General features: G+C 44.4%; 7 protein-coding genes. 6 read left to right on the top strand and 1 reads right to left on the bottom strand.

Annotated features, from left to right (window positions below):
- The first annotated feature begins 534 nt into the window (after positions 1 to 534).
- The 4 genes from NMM13_RS00550 to trxA all read left to right on the top strand — a co-directional run bounded on the left by NMM13_RS00550 (position 535) and on the right by trxA (position 7,540).
- Positions 535 to 1,572, top strand: a complete 1,038-nt coding sequence (locus NMM13_RS00550; protein WP_254726852.1) for a M42 family metallopeptidase — start codon at positions 535 to 537, stop codon at positions 1,570 to 1,572.
- 421 nt (positions 1,573 to 1,993) lie between these two features.
- Positions 1,994 to 3,979 (top strand): peptide ABC transporter substrate-binding protein, encoded by a 1,986-nt coding sequence (locus NMM13_RS00545; protein WP_134974570.1) that lies wholly within the window; start codon positions 1,994 to 1,996, stop codon positions 3,977 to 3,979.
- A 119-nt stretch (positions 3,980 to 4,098) separates the two neighbouring features.
- Positions 4,099 to 7,128, top strand: coding sequence for a CocE/NonD family hydrolase (locus tag NMM13_RS00540; RefSeq protein WP_254726850.1), 3,030 nt, complete (start codon positions 4,099 to 4,101; stop codon positions 7,126 to 7,128).
- A gap of 97 nt (positions 7,129 to 7,225) precedes the next feature.
- Positions 7,226 to 7,540 carry a thioredoxin gene (trxA, locus tag NMM13_RS00535; RefSeq protein WP_049483759.1) on the top strand — a complete coding sequence of 105 codons (315 nt, stop codon included), beginning with the start codon at positions 7,226 to 7,228 and terminating at the stop codon, positions 7,538 to 7,540.
- A 189-nt stretch (positions 7,541 to 7,729) separates the two neighbouring features.
- On the opposite strand, the gene NMM13_RS00530 is transcribed toward trxA, so the two are convergent.
- On the bottom strand, positions 7,730 to 9,211 hold the full coding sequence (locus NMM13_RS00530; protein ID WP_070449101.1) for an alpha-amylase: 1,482 nt from the start codon (positions 9,209 to 9,211) through the stop codon (positions 7,730 to 7,732).
- A gap of 172 nt (positions 9,212 to 9,383) precedes the next feature.
- Between NMM13_RS00530 and NMM13_RS00525 the strand changes: the two genes are divergently transcribed.
- Positions 9,384 to 12,494, top strand: coding sequence for a CocE/NonD family hydrolase (locus NMM13_RS00525; RefSeq protein ID WP_254726848.1), 3,111 nt, complete (start codon positions 9,384 to 9,386; stop codon positions 12,492 to 12,494).
- Positions 12,495 to 12,517: 23 nt separating this feature from the next.
- Positions 12,518 to 14,149: a M20/M25/M40 family metallo-hydrolase gene (locus NMM13_RS00520; RefSeq protein ID WP_254726846.1), complete on the top strand. Its 1,632-nt coding sequence runs from the start codon at positions 12,518 to 12,520 to the stop codon at positions 14,147 to 14,149.
- The last annotated feature ends 9 nt before the right edge of the window (positions 14,150 to 14,158 follow it).

Genomic DNA, 14,158 nt, shown 5'->3' with positions numbered 1-14,158 from the left:
ATAAGAGAATCGACAAAGTAAGTCTTATCAAGCTAGTAGAAGAGTATAAGAAAACGTGCCCTGTATCGATTATTTTAGAATGTTTCGGCGTCAAACGCTCCACCTTTATCGCTGGAAACAGGAGTGTAAGAATTCTCAGAAAAGAGGCGAAATAGCAGATAATGGCTGTATCGAATGGTTTCACTCTGTTCTCAAGTCTGAAACCTTCTATCTTCATAAGTGGAGAAACATAACTGAAGATAGTCTAACAGATATTGTCAAAAATTACATCATTTTTTATCCTGATAATTATGTATCACCATTGAAATAGCCTGCGTGGAATTTGTTTAGACACCGTTAGTTGTGGACAAGTTTTTTTTATTTTAGGTGCACTAAATGAATCTCTACCAAAATGTGTTGAAAATATAAATAGAACCCCGGTCTTCTCTTAATGAAAGTACGGGAAGAGTTGAAAAACTCCAATCTGTAAGCTCTCTCCTCTAGCTATTCCACCTATTTCATGCTAGAATAAAGAAAAACACATTTGGAGGCATTATGAATCAGACAGTGACTTATTTGCAGGAATTGACAGCCATTCCTTCACCGACCGGTTTTACACGTGAGATCGCAGACTACTTGGTCAACACCATTGAAGGCTTTGGGTACGAAGTAACTCGGACTGCTAAGGGTGGGGTAAATGTGACCGTGCCTGGTGTGATCACAGACAAGCAACGCTATGTCACAGCCCATGTGGATACCTTAGGGGCTATTGTCCGCGCTGTGAAAGCAGATGGTCGCCTCAAGCTAGACCGTATCGGTGGTTTCCCTTGGAATATGATAGAAGGGGAAAATTGTACAGTCCATGTAGCCAATACAGGAAAGACCCATTCGGGGACAATTTTGGTCCATCAGACTTCTTGCCACGTCTACAAGGATGCGGGAACTGTCGAGCGGACTCAGGACAATATGGAAGTCCGTCTGGATGAAAAAGTGACCAATGAGAAAGAAACCCGTGCACTTGGCATTGAAGTGGGGGATTTTGTCAGCTTTGATCCACGGACCATTGTGACAGATACCGGCTTTATCAAATCTCGTCACTTGGATGACAAGGTGAGTGCAGCGATTCTCTTGAATCTTCTGCGCGTCTACAAGGAAGAACAGATCCAATTGCCAGTAACGACCACCTTTGCCTTTTCAGTCTTTGAAGAAGTGGGGCATGGGGCCAATTCTAGTATCCCGTCTGAAGTGGTAGAGTACTTGGCAGTGGATATGGGGGCTATGGGAGATGACCAAGCGACGGATGAATACACGGTATCCATCTGTGTCAAAGATGCTTCAGGACCGTATCACTACGAATTCCGTCAGCATTTGGTAGCCTTGGCAAAAGCCCAAGAAATCCCTTATCAATTGGATATCTATCCTTTCTACGGATCAGATGCCTCTGCAGCCATGAGCGCAGGAGCAGAAGTGAAACACGCTCTTCTCGGGGCAGGGATCGAGTCTAGCCACTCATATGAGCGGACCCACTTGGATTCTGTAGTCGCAACAGAGCGCATGGTCGATGCCTACCTCAAGAGCAACTTGGTAGATTAAAAATTGGAACTACTTTTGTGAACTAGTTTTAGAAAGAAAAAAATGTTTTTTCTTAGAAAATAACATAAGATTCTTTTTATAAAATATCCAGTCCTTATAGTTTTTCAAATCAAAACTGAGACTTTCCGCCGTGAGAAAAGTGCTTGAAATAGAATCATTTCAAGCACTCGGGAGTTTTGAAACTTTAGGTTCAAAACTAAGTCATGGAACTTCCTGGATTGCTGAAATCATCCACTGGATAATTTCACCTAACGTCCGTAGTCACCTAAGGAAAGTCTCAAATAAGTTTTAAACTTAAATTAATGACTACTCTCCGGAGTAGTTTTTTTTAAGAACTAAAATTTTCTGAAAATTCCTTTTCTTCTGAAAATCTTTGTGGTATAATCTTAAAATAAACTTAAAATTTCTTAAGGAGTTTTACATGAAAAAAAGAAATGTCATTGCACTTGCGGGAGTTGCCCTCCTTTCAGCAGGTATCCTAGCAGCTTGTTCGGGTGGTTCTAAATCATCTAGCTCAAGCAACGGTCAAAAATTCTCATATGTCTATGAGACTGAGCCAGAAAACCTAAACTATATCACATCTGGTAAAGCAGCAACCCACGATATCACTGGAAACTTGATTGATGGTTTGTTTGAAAATGATAAATACGGGAACTTGATTCCATCTCTTGCAAAAGATTGGACAGTTTCGCAAGATGGCTTGACTTATACTTATAAACTTCGTGATGATGCTAAATGGTATGATTCAGAAGGCGAAGAGTATGCGGATGTAACAGCTAAAGATTTCGTCACAGGGATCAAATATGCGGCTGATAACAAATCAGAAATGCTCTACATCATCCAAGATTCTATCAAAGGCTTGAATGACTACGTCAGCGGTAAAAATAAAGATTTCTCAGCTGTAGGAGTAAAAGCAGTTGATGATCATACCCTTCAAATCACTTTGAACCAACCAGAATCTTACTGGAACTCTAAATTGACACTTGGGATCACTTTCCCTGTCAACGAAAAATTCGTAAAATCAAAAGGGGATAAATTCGCTCAAGCAAGTGATACTAGCTCCCTTCTTTACAATGGTCCTTACATCTTGAAGAGCTTTACTTCAAAATCTTCTATCGAAATGACTAAGAATGAAAACTACTGGGATAAAGACAAGGTCTACGTCTCAGATGTAAAATTGGAATTCTACGATGGACAAGACCAAAGTAAATTGGCGAAATCATTCGGAGAAAATGCTCTTAGCTTGGCAAAACTCTTCCCAACTGGATCTGGTTACTCAGAGCAAGCCAAAGAATTTAAAGACGAAATCACCTACACTCCTCAAGATGCTGCTTCTTATGTCATTGGTACCAACATCGACCGTCAATCTTACAAACACACAGCTAAAAAGACCGATGAAGAAAAACAATCTACTAAGAAAGCTCTCTTGAACAAGGACTTCCGTCAAGCGATCAGCTTTGCCTTCAACCGTGAAGCGTATGCTGCTCAATTAAACGGAAAAGACGGAGCAAGCAAGATCATCCGTAACCTCTACATTCCACCAACATTTGTCCAAGCTGATGGCAAGACCTTTGGTGAAATGGTGAAAACTCAATTGGATACCTACGGAGATGAGTGGAAATCTACTAAACTAGACGATGGTCAAAATGGTCTCTTCGATGCTAAGAAAGCGAAGGAAGAGTTTGCAAAAGCGAAGACTGCCTTGGAAGCAGAAGGTGTGAAATTCCCAATTCACATCGATATGCCTGTAGACCAAACCACACCATCAAGAGTTCAACGGGTACAATCATTCAAACAATCAGTTGAAGAAGCACTTGGTAAAGAAAATATCGTCATCGATATCCAAATGCTTTCGAAAGAAGATCTTCAAAATGTGACCCTCTTTGCGCCAAATGCGGCCGGCGAAGACTGGGATCTCTCTGATAATGTTGGATGGAGCCCTGACTACCAAGACCCATCAACTTACATGGATATCTTGAAAGCTTCATCTGGTGAAAATACTAAGACTTTCCTTGGATTTGACCCAAGTGAAAACAATGAAGCAGCTAAAAAAGTTGGTCTGTACGACTTTGAAAAGATGATCAAAGATGCTGGTGCAGAAACACAAGACGTCAACAAACGCTATGAAAAATATGCGGCTGCACAAGCTTGGTTGACTGATAGTGCCCTTGTGATGCCAACTTCTTCATCAACAGGACGTCCATTCTTGACACGTATCGAACCATTCTCAGCTCCATTTGCATGGACTGGTGGTAAAGGAAAAGACCACGTGATCTACAAAGGAATGAAACTCCAAGATAAAGCTGTGACAACTGCTGACTACAACAAAGCCCTTGAAAAATGGCAAAAAGAACAAGCAGAGTCAAACAAAAAAGCACAAGAAGATCTTAAGAAACACGTCAAATAAGGATCGATAACCGAGGCTGATGCCTCGGTTTTTTGTGGGATCATTTGAATATCTATTTGATCTAAAAACGCTTACATAGTATAATAGGAGTGTTGATTACAAAAAGTGAGGAGATTGACATGAAAAAGAAAACAATAGTTTCCATTGTCGCATCAAGTTTATTGATCGCACCGATGGTCTTGCATCAAGTAGCAGCAGCAGATGAGCAGACTGAAGAGCTAGCCCCATCGACAGAAGTGGTCCATGCTCCAGCTACTGAAGCAAGACCGAAAACAAGTGACGCAAGTGCTGTCACTAGTGAAGAAGGAGCGAGCTTGAGTGAGGCATCGCTTGATCGGACGGCAGGTGCCAATCAAGTAGCCCCTGCTACAGAAGAACACACAAGACAAAGTGAGCCTTCGGTCCCAGTAGCAAGTCCAGTAGCAACAAACAGGGAAGCTGCACCTCAATCTGCTCCTAGTTCAGAAGCTCCGGTAACAGCCCAGGATTTGGCAAAGGTCACAGGTAGCACCCTTGCAGAGGATCAGGCCTCTAAAGAGTTGACGGTCCAGGATGCTGTTAATGGCTTGCTTCAATGGGCAGCAACAGATCCTAGCCAATTGGGCCAAAGCCAAGCAGATCGCGAACGCTTTGCCAAGAGTTTAGGCTTGATTGAAAAATCTGATGATCTGACTCGTAAGGTTAGTCAGCCAGAATTGGCCAAGATGTACGAAACAGCTAAGAAACTCTACGATGCCTACAGGTCTGAAAAGAAAAGCCCGCTCTTTTTAAATGGTCGTGCCCAGCCGATTTTCCCTTATACGACGGGAGAAAAAGAAGACCAAGACTACAAATATGAAGATAGCCAAATTGTACGCTTCCCAGTCTATGTCGAAACAGACTACGATACCGATGCAGATGGCAAGCCTGACTTAGTCAAAGCCATTGTTCAATTACCAAAAGCCGTAGCACAAGGCGATTTTAAGGCAGCAACCATTCTGGAAGCGCGCCCTTACGTAGCGGGGACCCTCGATGAAAACTACGTCACTCTTGAAAGTCTGGGCCTTCCGACGGACGGTAGCTACGACATGAAGAAACTGCACAGCCAACCTGCAAAGAGACAGCCAGTAAGCAGTGAAACAACAGTAGAAGCAGCCAAAAAAGCCAAGGCATCGGATTGGTATTACTACAGTCCCTACGAGTATATCTATGACTACGAAGATCTCAACTGGTACGACTATTTCTTGGTCAGAGGCTATGCCTTTATCTCCAGTGCTGGACTTGGTACCAAGGGATCAGAAGGATTTAACACGACGGGATCCGATCTCGAAATCAATGCCTTCAAGAATATCATCGAATGGGTCAATGGCAAACGCAAGGCCTACACCGATAAGACCAGCAATGTCGAAATCAAGGCAGACTGGGCAACGGGTAATGTCGCAATGACTGGTCTCTCCTGGGCTGGAACCACGACCTTTGGTGTGGCGGCAACAGGCGTAGAAGGCCTAAAGACCATCGTTCCAGCAGCAGGGATTGCCTCTTGGTATGATTATTTCAATAGCCAAGGAACCCAGTTTGGCAATGCACCTTATAGTGACCTTTCATGGCTCTCCCTCTACGTTAGCACACGGATGCTGGACCAAGACGACTGGGCAGGTATTTGGCAAAACTATTCCAACTACATCAACCAATTGAACAAGGACCAGTACGCTCATGATCGCAACTACAGTGATGTCTGGAAGGAGCGGGATTATACCCTTCATCCAGAAAATCTCAAGACCAGCGCCCTGATCGTCCATGGCTTGAATGATGACAATGTCAAGACCAAACACTTTGAACTCATGTACGATGCCCTCAAGAAAGCAGGACAAGATGTTAAGCTCTATCTCCACCAAGGAGATCACGTCTATCCAGCGGCTATGTCACGGGGATACGGCATCACCGCCAATGGTCAGGACTTTTATGACCTGCTCAATACCTGGCTGACCCATTACCTCTATGGAGTGGACAATCACGTCGCAAGTTTGCCAGCGGTCCTAGCTCAAAACAACTATGATCCAAGCAAGTGGACCAGCTATGATAACTGGAAGAGCAGTCAACGTCTCTTCTTGAATGCAAGCTCGAAACGTCTAGAAGAAACCATTTCTAGTGACTATGCGGCTGCAGGTGTCGAGATCGCTAACCGTAATGAAACAGTCAGCAAAGCCTCCTCTAAGGCCAATCTGACCTTTGTTTCTGATATTACTGAGGACACTACGATCAAGGGCCACATCCCCGTTCATTTCAAGGCAGCTCTTGCCAAGGGTCAAGGAAAGAATTTCCAAATCAACGCCCTCTTGGTAGATGTGGCAGATGAGGACTTTGACGTGGTAGGAAATGGAAGCGTCAAGCAAGATAAAACAGCAGACGCTTTCTGGATGGGAAGCAATTTAAGCAACCTATCTGTTGCCGAATACGAAACCATCAAGACCAAGTACAAGGTGATTGCGAAAGGCTGGATCAACCTTGCGAACCCTGAGTCTGGCTACGATTCAGCAAGCTCACGAGCTAGCATCGAGCCAAAAGTGGGAGAATACCACGATTATACGGTCTATCTCCAACCAAATCTCTATACGGTTAAGAAAGGTCACAAGTTAGCACTTGTTTTCAACACCTATGACCCATCTGATTTAACGGTGGAGCATCCATATGAAGTGACCTTTAAGACAGATTCTATCCAGGCGGCGATTCCAATTGTTGAAAAGACCCGCGCCCAAAAGGCAGCTTATGTACCAAGTGCAACAGATACAGACTATGCGAATTTACCAGAAGTTGAAGGTGCTGCTCTAGTCGCTCCAGAAGTGCACTACAAGGAAGAATATAGGCTTCCAAGCCCAGAATCCTTTGTCCAACCAAGCCAAACTCTTCCTGAAAAAGCAGAGCAGATGCAAATAGGATCAGCAAGACAAGAGCACTCTCTTCATACACTAGCTGTATCTTATGGACCTCAATTTGTTTCACAAGGATTGGCAGAAGATCCTCAAGCTGCAACTCTTGTAGTGGGAGGAGAGAAAGCAGATCATACGCTTCCTCAAACAGGGAGCAAAGACCATTCTCTGGGTCTCTTAGGGGTGATTAGCCTAACAGCTTCTAGCCTCATCTTTTGGCGCAAAAAGAGAGAAGATGCCTAAGGACTCCCCGTAGCAAATATTTCTAAAATGGCATCTTTTAGTGTAAAATAAAAGTAGAAATGCAGAATCAGTAGTCACTACTGAAAAAGGAGGAAATATGGCACACATAATCACAGATGCAACTTTTGAACAAGAAACCAGCCAAGGCCTTGTCTTGATTGACTTTTGGGCAACTTGGTGCGGTCCATGCCGCATGCAAGCTCCAATCTTGGATCAGTTGGCAGAAGAAGTACATGAAGATGATTTGAAAATCTGTAAGATGGATGTCGATGAAAATCCAAATACAGCGCGTCAATTCGGTATCATGTCGATTCCAACTCTTCTCTTTAAAAAAGATGGACAAGTTGTCAAACAAGTGGCTGGAGTTCATACGAAAGCCCAATTGAAAGAAATCATTGCAGAATTGAGCTAAAAAGAAGACTCGTTTTCCAAACCGGAAAACGAGTTTTTTTGATGCTCTTTATTTCTTTCAAATAGACGCGATACCCATTGACAGCGCTTTCTTATAGTGCTAAAATGAAGCTGTATTTCCTATAAAATTTTTACAGGAAAAAATTATCCTAGGAAGGTGTAGATCCTAGGAGAAAATTACATATAAAGGTTATTGCCCCTCTGTATCTTGGGCTACCCAGACACTGACGGAACGTTCTGCCACTGGGAATTCAGCAGTACCGTCTTCTTGGACTTGGACGGTTTCGCTACAATTTTCTAGTACATCATAGTAGGTGAGGCCTGCGTAGGATGAGCCGATCTCCATGACTTTTGTAGCAGCTTGGTTATTGGAAATCAAGCAGGCGATTGGTGCTGATTCTTCTGAACCTGAACGTGTCCAACCGATGCAATTAGGATCATCGAAGTAGTCCGTTTCTTCCCCATAGGCCAGATCTTTACGAACCCATAAGAGTCGATCGAGGACCCCTTGGAAACTTTCTTGCGCAAATTGGCCCTCGATACCGTAGTAGTCTCCATAGAAGACACAAGGCAAACCAGCTTCACGAAGTAAGATCAAGGCATAGGCTGCAGGCTTAAACCATTCTTGGATGGTAGATTCCAAGGCTTGCCCTCGTTGGGTATCATGGTTGTCCACAAAGGTTACGGCCTGTTCAGGATGATTGAGTGCTAGTGTTCCGTCAAAAATAGTTCGAAGGTCGAAATTTTCACCTTCTTGACTAGCTCGGAAGAGATTTTGGTGGAGGGCCACATCGATCAAGTCGTATAAGTAGTCAATGCTTTCCAAGTACTCATCGTTGGTTTCTGTGTCCCCATTCCAAAATTCACCAAAGACGTAGAAATCTTCACCATATTTTTTGGTGATATTGTGGATGAAATTCTTCATAAAGAAGGAGTCAATGTGTTTGACTGCATCCAGACGGAATCCCTCAACCCCTGTTGTTTCGATAAACCATTCAGCCCATTGGTCGAGATTTTCTACAACCTCGGGATGTTTGAAATCGATATCGGCGTACATGAGGTAATCGTAGTTTCCGTTTTCCTTGTCAACCAGATCTCCATGGGCCCAACCTTTGTTGTCCCCTTGGATTTGGTAGATCCCACTTTTATTACGTGAAGCATCGTAGTCCGTACCGGTGAAATGGTACCAATGCCAGTGGAAGTCATTATAGGCGCCATTTCGGCCATCAAAGGTGAATTTGGTCCATCCTTGAATGGTGAAAGGTTCGGTAAGGATCTTGTTTCGATCCATCGGATCGACCTCAACGACCTCGAATTCTTCTAAGCCATCGGCAGCAGCTTTATGGTTGAGAACGACATCGGCCATTGGTTGAATCCCTGCATCTTTGAGGGCTTGGATGGCTTGAAGATAATCGTCTTTGAAACCGTATTTGGTACGAACCGTTCCTTTTTGATCGAACTCGCCCAAATCAAAGAGGTCATAGACTCCGTACCCAACGTCATTGTTAGAAGTAGCTTTAAAGGCAGGTGGCATCCAGACCTTGCGAATACCCAAGTCTGCTAAGTGTTGCGCATCTTCAGCAAGACGCGTCCAGTGGTTCCCATCAGCGGGCAAATACCACTCAAAATATTGCATTAAGGTTTGATTTTCCATCGTTATTTCTTCTTTCATGTGAATGTCCCTATTTTACCAAAAATAGTTGGATGCGACAAACGTTTGCGCTGGAAGCAAGCCTTTTATAGAAAAGAAATCGCATACATGAAAGAAATGAAGTGAGAATATAACATAATAGAGTCAGGCTCCGCTAGGACTGACTTTGAAAATGGTGAAAGGAGACCATTTTATGAAAAAAACAACTCTTGTTTCTCTACTCGTTGCAGGTTTACTGATTAGTCCTGCTGTACTCGCCCAGCATGTGCAAGCAGACCAAGTAAGCAGCACAACTACTGAGGAGACGGTTACTCCTTCTACGGCAAGTCCTGAAGTTACTGAAACAGTGACCTCAACACAAGGAGACACTAAAGAAACCGTACATCCTGAAAAAGTGGAAGAGGTTTCAGAAACTAACAGACCAACCACTTCGCCAACCGCTCCGACAACTACTCCGACGACTGAGCTACATGAAGAACCTGCGTCAAGTCCAGCGGTAGTGAGCGCCCCAACTGTTGAGTCCACTCTAGCCAATCAGCCAAGCCCTGCGCCTGCGACGCCTACCGTTGGCAGTCAAGAGGTGAGCACAGCTCCAAAAGTAACCCAAGGAGACTTGGCTGAAATTACTGGTGCAACTGTAACCGATCAGGATCGTGAAAAAGAAGTCACTGTGACGGAGGCAGTCAATCAACTATTGAACTGGGCTTCTACCAAGGAAAATCAAGTCGGATCTACTGATAAAGACCGATTAGCTTTTGCCAAGAGCCTAGGGATGGTCAAGGAAGGAGTGGAGGGCTCTGCTCCAGTCACTAATCTCACTTCGATGGTTGATGTAGCCAAACAGCTCCGTGCCGCTTACCGAGCTGACAAGAAGACACCTCTCTTTTTGAATGGCAAAGCACAACCTATTTTCCCATTTACGCCAGGGGACGATCCGGAGCATTACTCCTATGACAAGAGTGACATCGTCCGCTATATTGTCTATGTGGAAACTGATTATGATACGGATGGAGATGGCAAGCCTGACTTGGTCAAGACCTTCGTGCAGGTGCCAAAAGCTGCTGTCAATGGGGACTATAAAGCTGCGACCATTTTTGAAGCTAGTCCTTATGTAACAGGAACAACAGAAGAGCGTACCTTAGAGGCAATTGGCCTCAAAGAAGGTGGAAAATTCGATATGGCCAAGCTCTATGAAAAACCTGCCAAACGCCAAGCAACCAAGTCTGTTACGACAGAAGAAGTAGCCAAAGCAACTGATCCAAAGGATTGGTACTACGTCAATCCACGTGAAAGCTCTGAAGATTATACGCATTATGATTACGAAAATCTCAACTGGTACAATTATTTCTTAGTTCGTGGTTATGCAGTGGTGACCAGTAGTGGTTTGGGCTCAAAAGGATCAGACGGGATCAATACGACCGGCTCTGATCTTGAAGTGGCCGCATACAAGAATATCGTGGAGTGGCTCAACGGCAAACGCAAAGCCTACTCTGATAAGACTAGCAACCAGGAAGTTAAGGCAGACTGGTCCAACGGCAATGTCGCTATGACAGGCTTGTCTTGGGCAGGTACGACGACATTTGGTGTAGCGTCCACTGGGGTTGAAGGGCTCAAGACCATTGTGCCAGCCGCAGGGATTGCTAGTTGGTATGACCATTTCAACAGCCAAGGCTCTCCCCTTGATACAGGAGCTTCCAATGACCTTTCCTGGTTATCTGTCTATACCTCTGGTCGTATCCTTGACAAGGAAGATTGGGACAAGGTCAAGGATTACTATGCAGCCTATATCACCAAGCTCAATGAGCTCCAACACAAGGATGGTCATAATTACAACGAAGAATATGCTAAACGCGACTACACGCTCAATGCAGCCAATCTGAAAGCGGCCCCTCTCATTATCCAAGGGCTCAATGATGACAATGTCAAACCCAAACATTTTGAACTCATGTTAGAAGCCTATAAAAAGGCGGGGATCGATGCCAAGGTCTTGCTCCACCAGGGCAATCACATCTATCCATCTACTCGTTGGTCAGGGACAGAAGTCGCAGGCCAAGCCTTTAATGACCTGATGAATCTCTGGTATAGCCATTACCTCTACGGTATTGAAAATGGGATTGAAAACCTTCCACAAGTAACAGCTCAGGACAATCTAGATCCAAGTAAATGGCGTCGTTTTGATAAATGGGATACCAACAATGCCATCTCCGCTCGAATCTACTCTAAACGGGAGGATGTGACAGTAACTGGCGATTACTATGGTACAGGAAATAACTGGACTACACGTAACCAAGATGCAGCCTTCCATTCTTCCGAAGTGGCAGCTTCCTATGCAGCCACCGTCGACCAAGATGTCACCATCAAAGGCCATATTCCTGTGCATTTTAGCGCTGCTTTTGTCAAGGGAGACAAAAACCATGCTCATGTCAGTGCGACCCTGATGGATGTTTCAGACGAAGACTTTGATGTGGTCAAAGAAGAAATCACCTATGACAAAGACGGTTATAGCACGCGCACATTGGAAAAAGAAACCATCGATGAGACAGGCTACTGGAATGGTAGCAACCTTGAAACCTTGCCTCTCAAACGTTACAAGACCCACAAGGTTAAGAGTGTGGTGATTGCGCGTGGTTGGATGAATCTGGCCAATCCAGCATCTCGCTATGACTCAGCAAGTTCTAGTCATTCTATTGATCTGAAAGAAAACGAATATCATGATTACACCATGTATCTGCAACCAAATCTCTATACAGTGAAAAAAGGCCATCGACTGGTTTTGAGTTTGCACACCTATGATCCAGATTACATCTATTTTGCAGATCCTTATGAAGTGACCTTCAAGACAGATTCTATTTCTGCAACGATTCCAATCGTAGAAGACAGTCGATCTCTCTTGTTCCGTTATCAACCAAGTGAAAAAGATACAGACTATGCGTCATTGGCAGATCGGATCTTGCCAATTGCAACCATTCAACCAAAAGTAGATCCTGAACAAGACCCAAGTCCAGTAGATCAAGCGGAAAAACCAATTGTTCCAAGTAATCCAATGACGCCAACCAATCCAGCTACTTCTGAAATTCCTCAAAAACCAAGCCACGGTCGAGATCCGATGGACTTCCGTAAGGAACAAAAAGAAGAAACTGCACAAGAATTGGCTCAAAGAGCTGATAAAGATAAGATAGAAGTGACAAGCCAACCAAGCCTTCCAAAAACAGGTCAAGCAACAAGCTCTTGGACTCTCTTTGGCTTCCTAGGACTCATGCTCACCAGCCTTTTGTCACTTGGCAAAGCTCACAAAGATGAATAGTAGAAAAGAAGGATGGAGAGAAAGTGAAAACCACCAATAGAGAGAGCATCGAAACGATTTTTTCCGAAGCCTTGGCGATTCCAAGCTTCACCAATACTGAGACCGAGCAAGGAATCGAAGCCTACCTGGATCAACGGATTGGACAAATCCCCTATTTCAAGGAACACCCGGACCATTTTGGGCGCTATCAGGTGCCACAGGATCACTTGCATCGGTCGGTCAATTGGGCCCTGGTTGATAAGGGAAAGAAAAAAACAGTTATCCTTTTCCACCACCATGATACAGTTGATCTAGAAGACTATGGAAATTTGGCAGAGATCGCGCTCGATTCTGATAAAGTAGCAGAAGCTTTGAAAAGACTGGACAGTCGACCTGATATGCAGGAAGATTTAGCTTCTGGGGAATGGAAATTTGGCAGAGGGTCTTGCGATATGAAAGCAGCATTGGCCCTTCAATTGGGGGTTCTGGAAGCCTATGCGGCAGATCCCGTGGAAGGTCAGGTCAATCTGCTCTATCTCTCTGTTGGAGATGAGGAATCCTATTCACGTGGGATGCGTGGAGCTTTGGGCCTCCTCACAGATTTGCAGGAGAAGTTTGATCTGAATTATGTATTAGCAGTGGATTCAGAACCCTTTGAATCAGAGGTAGGAAAAGAAAAGGTCCTTCACATTGGCACAGTCGGCAAACTCATGCCGGTCGTTGTGGCACAAGGTGTCTTGTCCCATATGAAGGAGCCCCTTAAAGGGATCAATGCCTTGTCCCTCCTAGTAGCCATTGCAAGCCAGCTAGATCTTCATCCCGATCTGGCAGATCAGGCGTTGGGAGAAACGTCTCCCCTTCCTTCTTGGTCCTATCTCAGAGATTTGAAGGAGCAGTACGATGTATCGACCGTGCTCTATGCGGCTGGTTATTTCAGTGTGTTACATTTGAAGAAAACACCGCAAGAGCTCTTGCAACGAATCTATGAGCTTAGTCAAGAGGCCTTGGACGCCTTTTACAAGAAGTATGAGCACTTGCAGGATCAGGCTGGCCAAGAACATATTATTGCAAGGCCAAGAGTCATCACCTATCAACAACTAGAGGAACGTTGCCAAGACTTAGAGGGTTACCAAGACTTTAGAGAAGCTTCTAATAAAAAAGCGGAGCACGATTTTCGTAATGGGACCAGCTACCAGAGCCTTGCGATTCAGCAAATCCAGCGACTCCTAGAGTTTCTCGGAGATAAGGATCCCATGGTGGTTATTGGTTTTGCGCCCCCCTATTATCCTTCCATGAACTGCCGCTTTTTGGACAATACCGATCTCAATATCGTGTCCCTCATCACTGATTACCGCGAGTATCTGGACACAAGAGGTTACCTCTTAAAAGTCGAAGAATACTTTATGGGGATTAACGACACCAGTTATTGTGCCTTGGAAAAGGATGTGGCCTCTTATCAAGTCGTCTTGGATAGCCTAGCCACACCAGCCCAGGTCTATGATCTGGATCTGGAAAAAATTGCCCAAATTCAGGTTCCAGCGGTCAATCTAGGCCCTTGGGGCAAAGAATTGCATAAGCGAGGAGAGCGGGTCTACAAAGAAGACTTCTTAGAGACCATTCCAAACTATCTGCTAGAATTGCTCTACCATTTCGATGATCGCTTATCAACAGAATAAGAAAAAACG

The organism is Streptococcus sp. CF8_St5-11 (assembly GCF_024295625.1).
Classification (GTDB): Bacteria; Bacillota; Bacilli; order Lactobacillales; family Streptococcaceae; genus Streptococcus.
The sequence above is the reverse complement of the archived record's forward strand: the minus strand, read 5'-3'. Positions and strand labels throughout refer to the sequence as shown.

What these genes read in the sequence shown, in the direction of transcription:
- NMM13_RS00525 (WP_254726848.1), top strand. Translation starts at nt 9,384, where the DNA reads ATGAAAAAAACAACTCTTGTTTCTCTACTCGTTGCAGGTTTACTGATT.
- NMM13_RS00530 (WP_070449101.1), bottom strand. Translation starts at nt 9,211, where the DNA reads ATGAAAGAAGAAATAACGATGGAAAATCAAACCTTAATGCAATATTTT.
- NMM13_RS00545 (WP_134974570.1), top strand. Translation starts at nt 1,994, where the DNA reads ATGAAAAAAAGAAATGTCATTGCACTTGCGGGAGTTGCCCTCCTTTCA.
- NMM13_RS00540 (WP_254726850.1), top strand. Translation starts at nt 4,099, where the DNA reads ATGAAAAAGAAAACAATAGTTTCCATTGTCGCATCAAGTTTATTGATC.
- NMM13_RS00550 (WP_254726852.1), top strand. Translation starts at nt 535, where the DNA reads ATGAATCAGACAGTGACTTATTTGCAGGAATTGACAGCCATTCCTTCA.
- trxA (WP_049483759.1), top strand. Translation starts at nt 7,226, where the DNA reads ATGGCACACATAATCACAGATGCAACTTTTGAACAAGAAACCAGCCAA.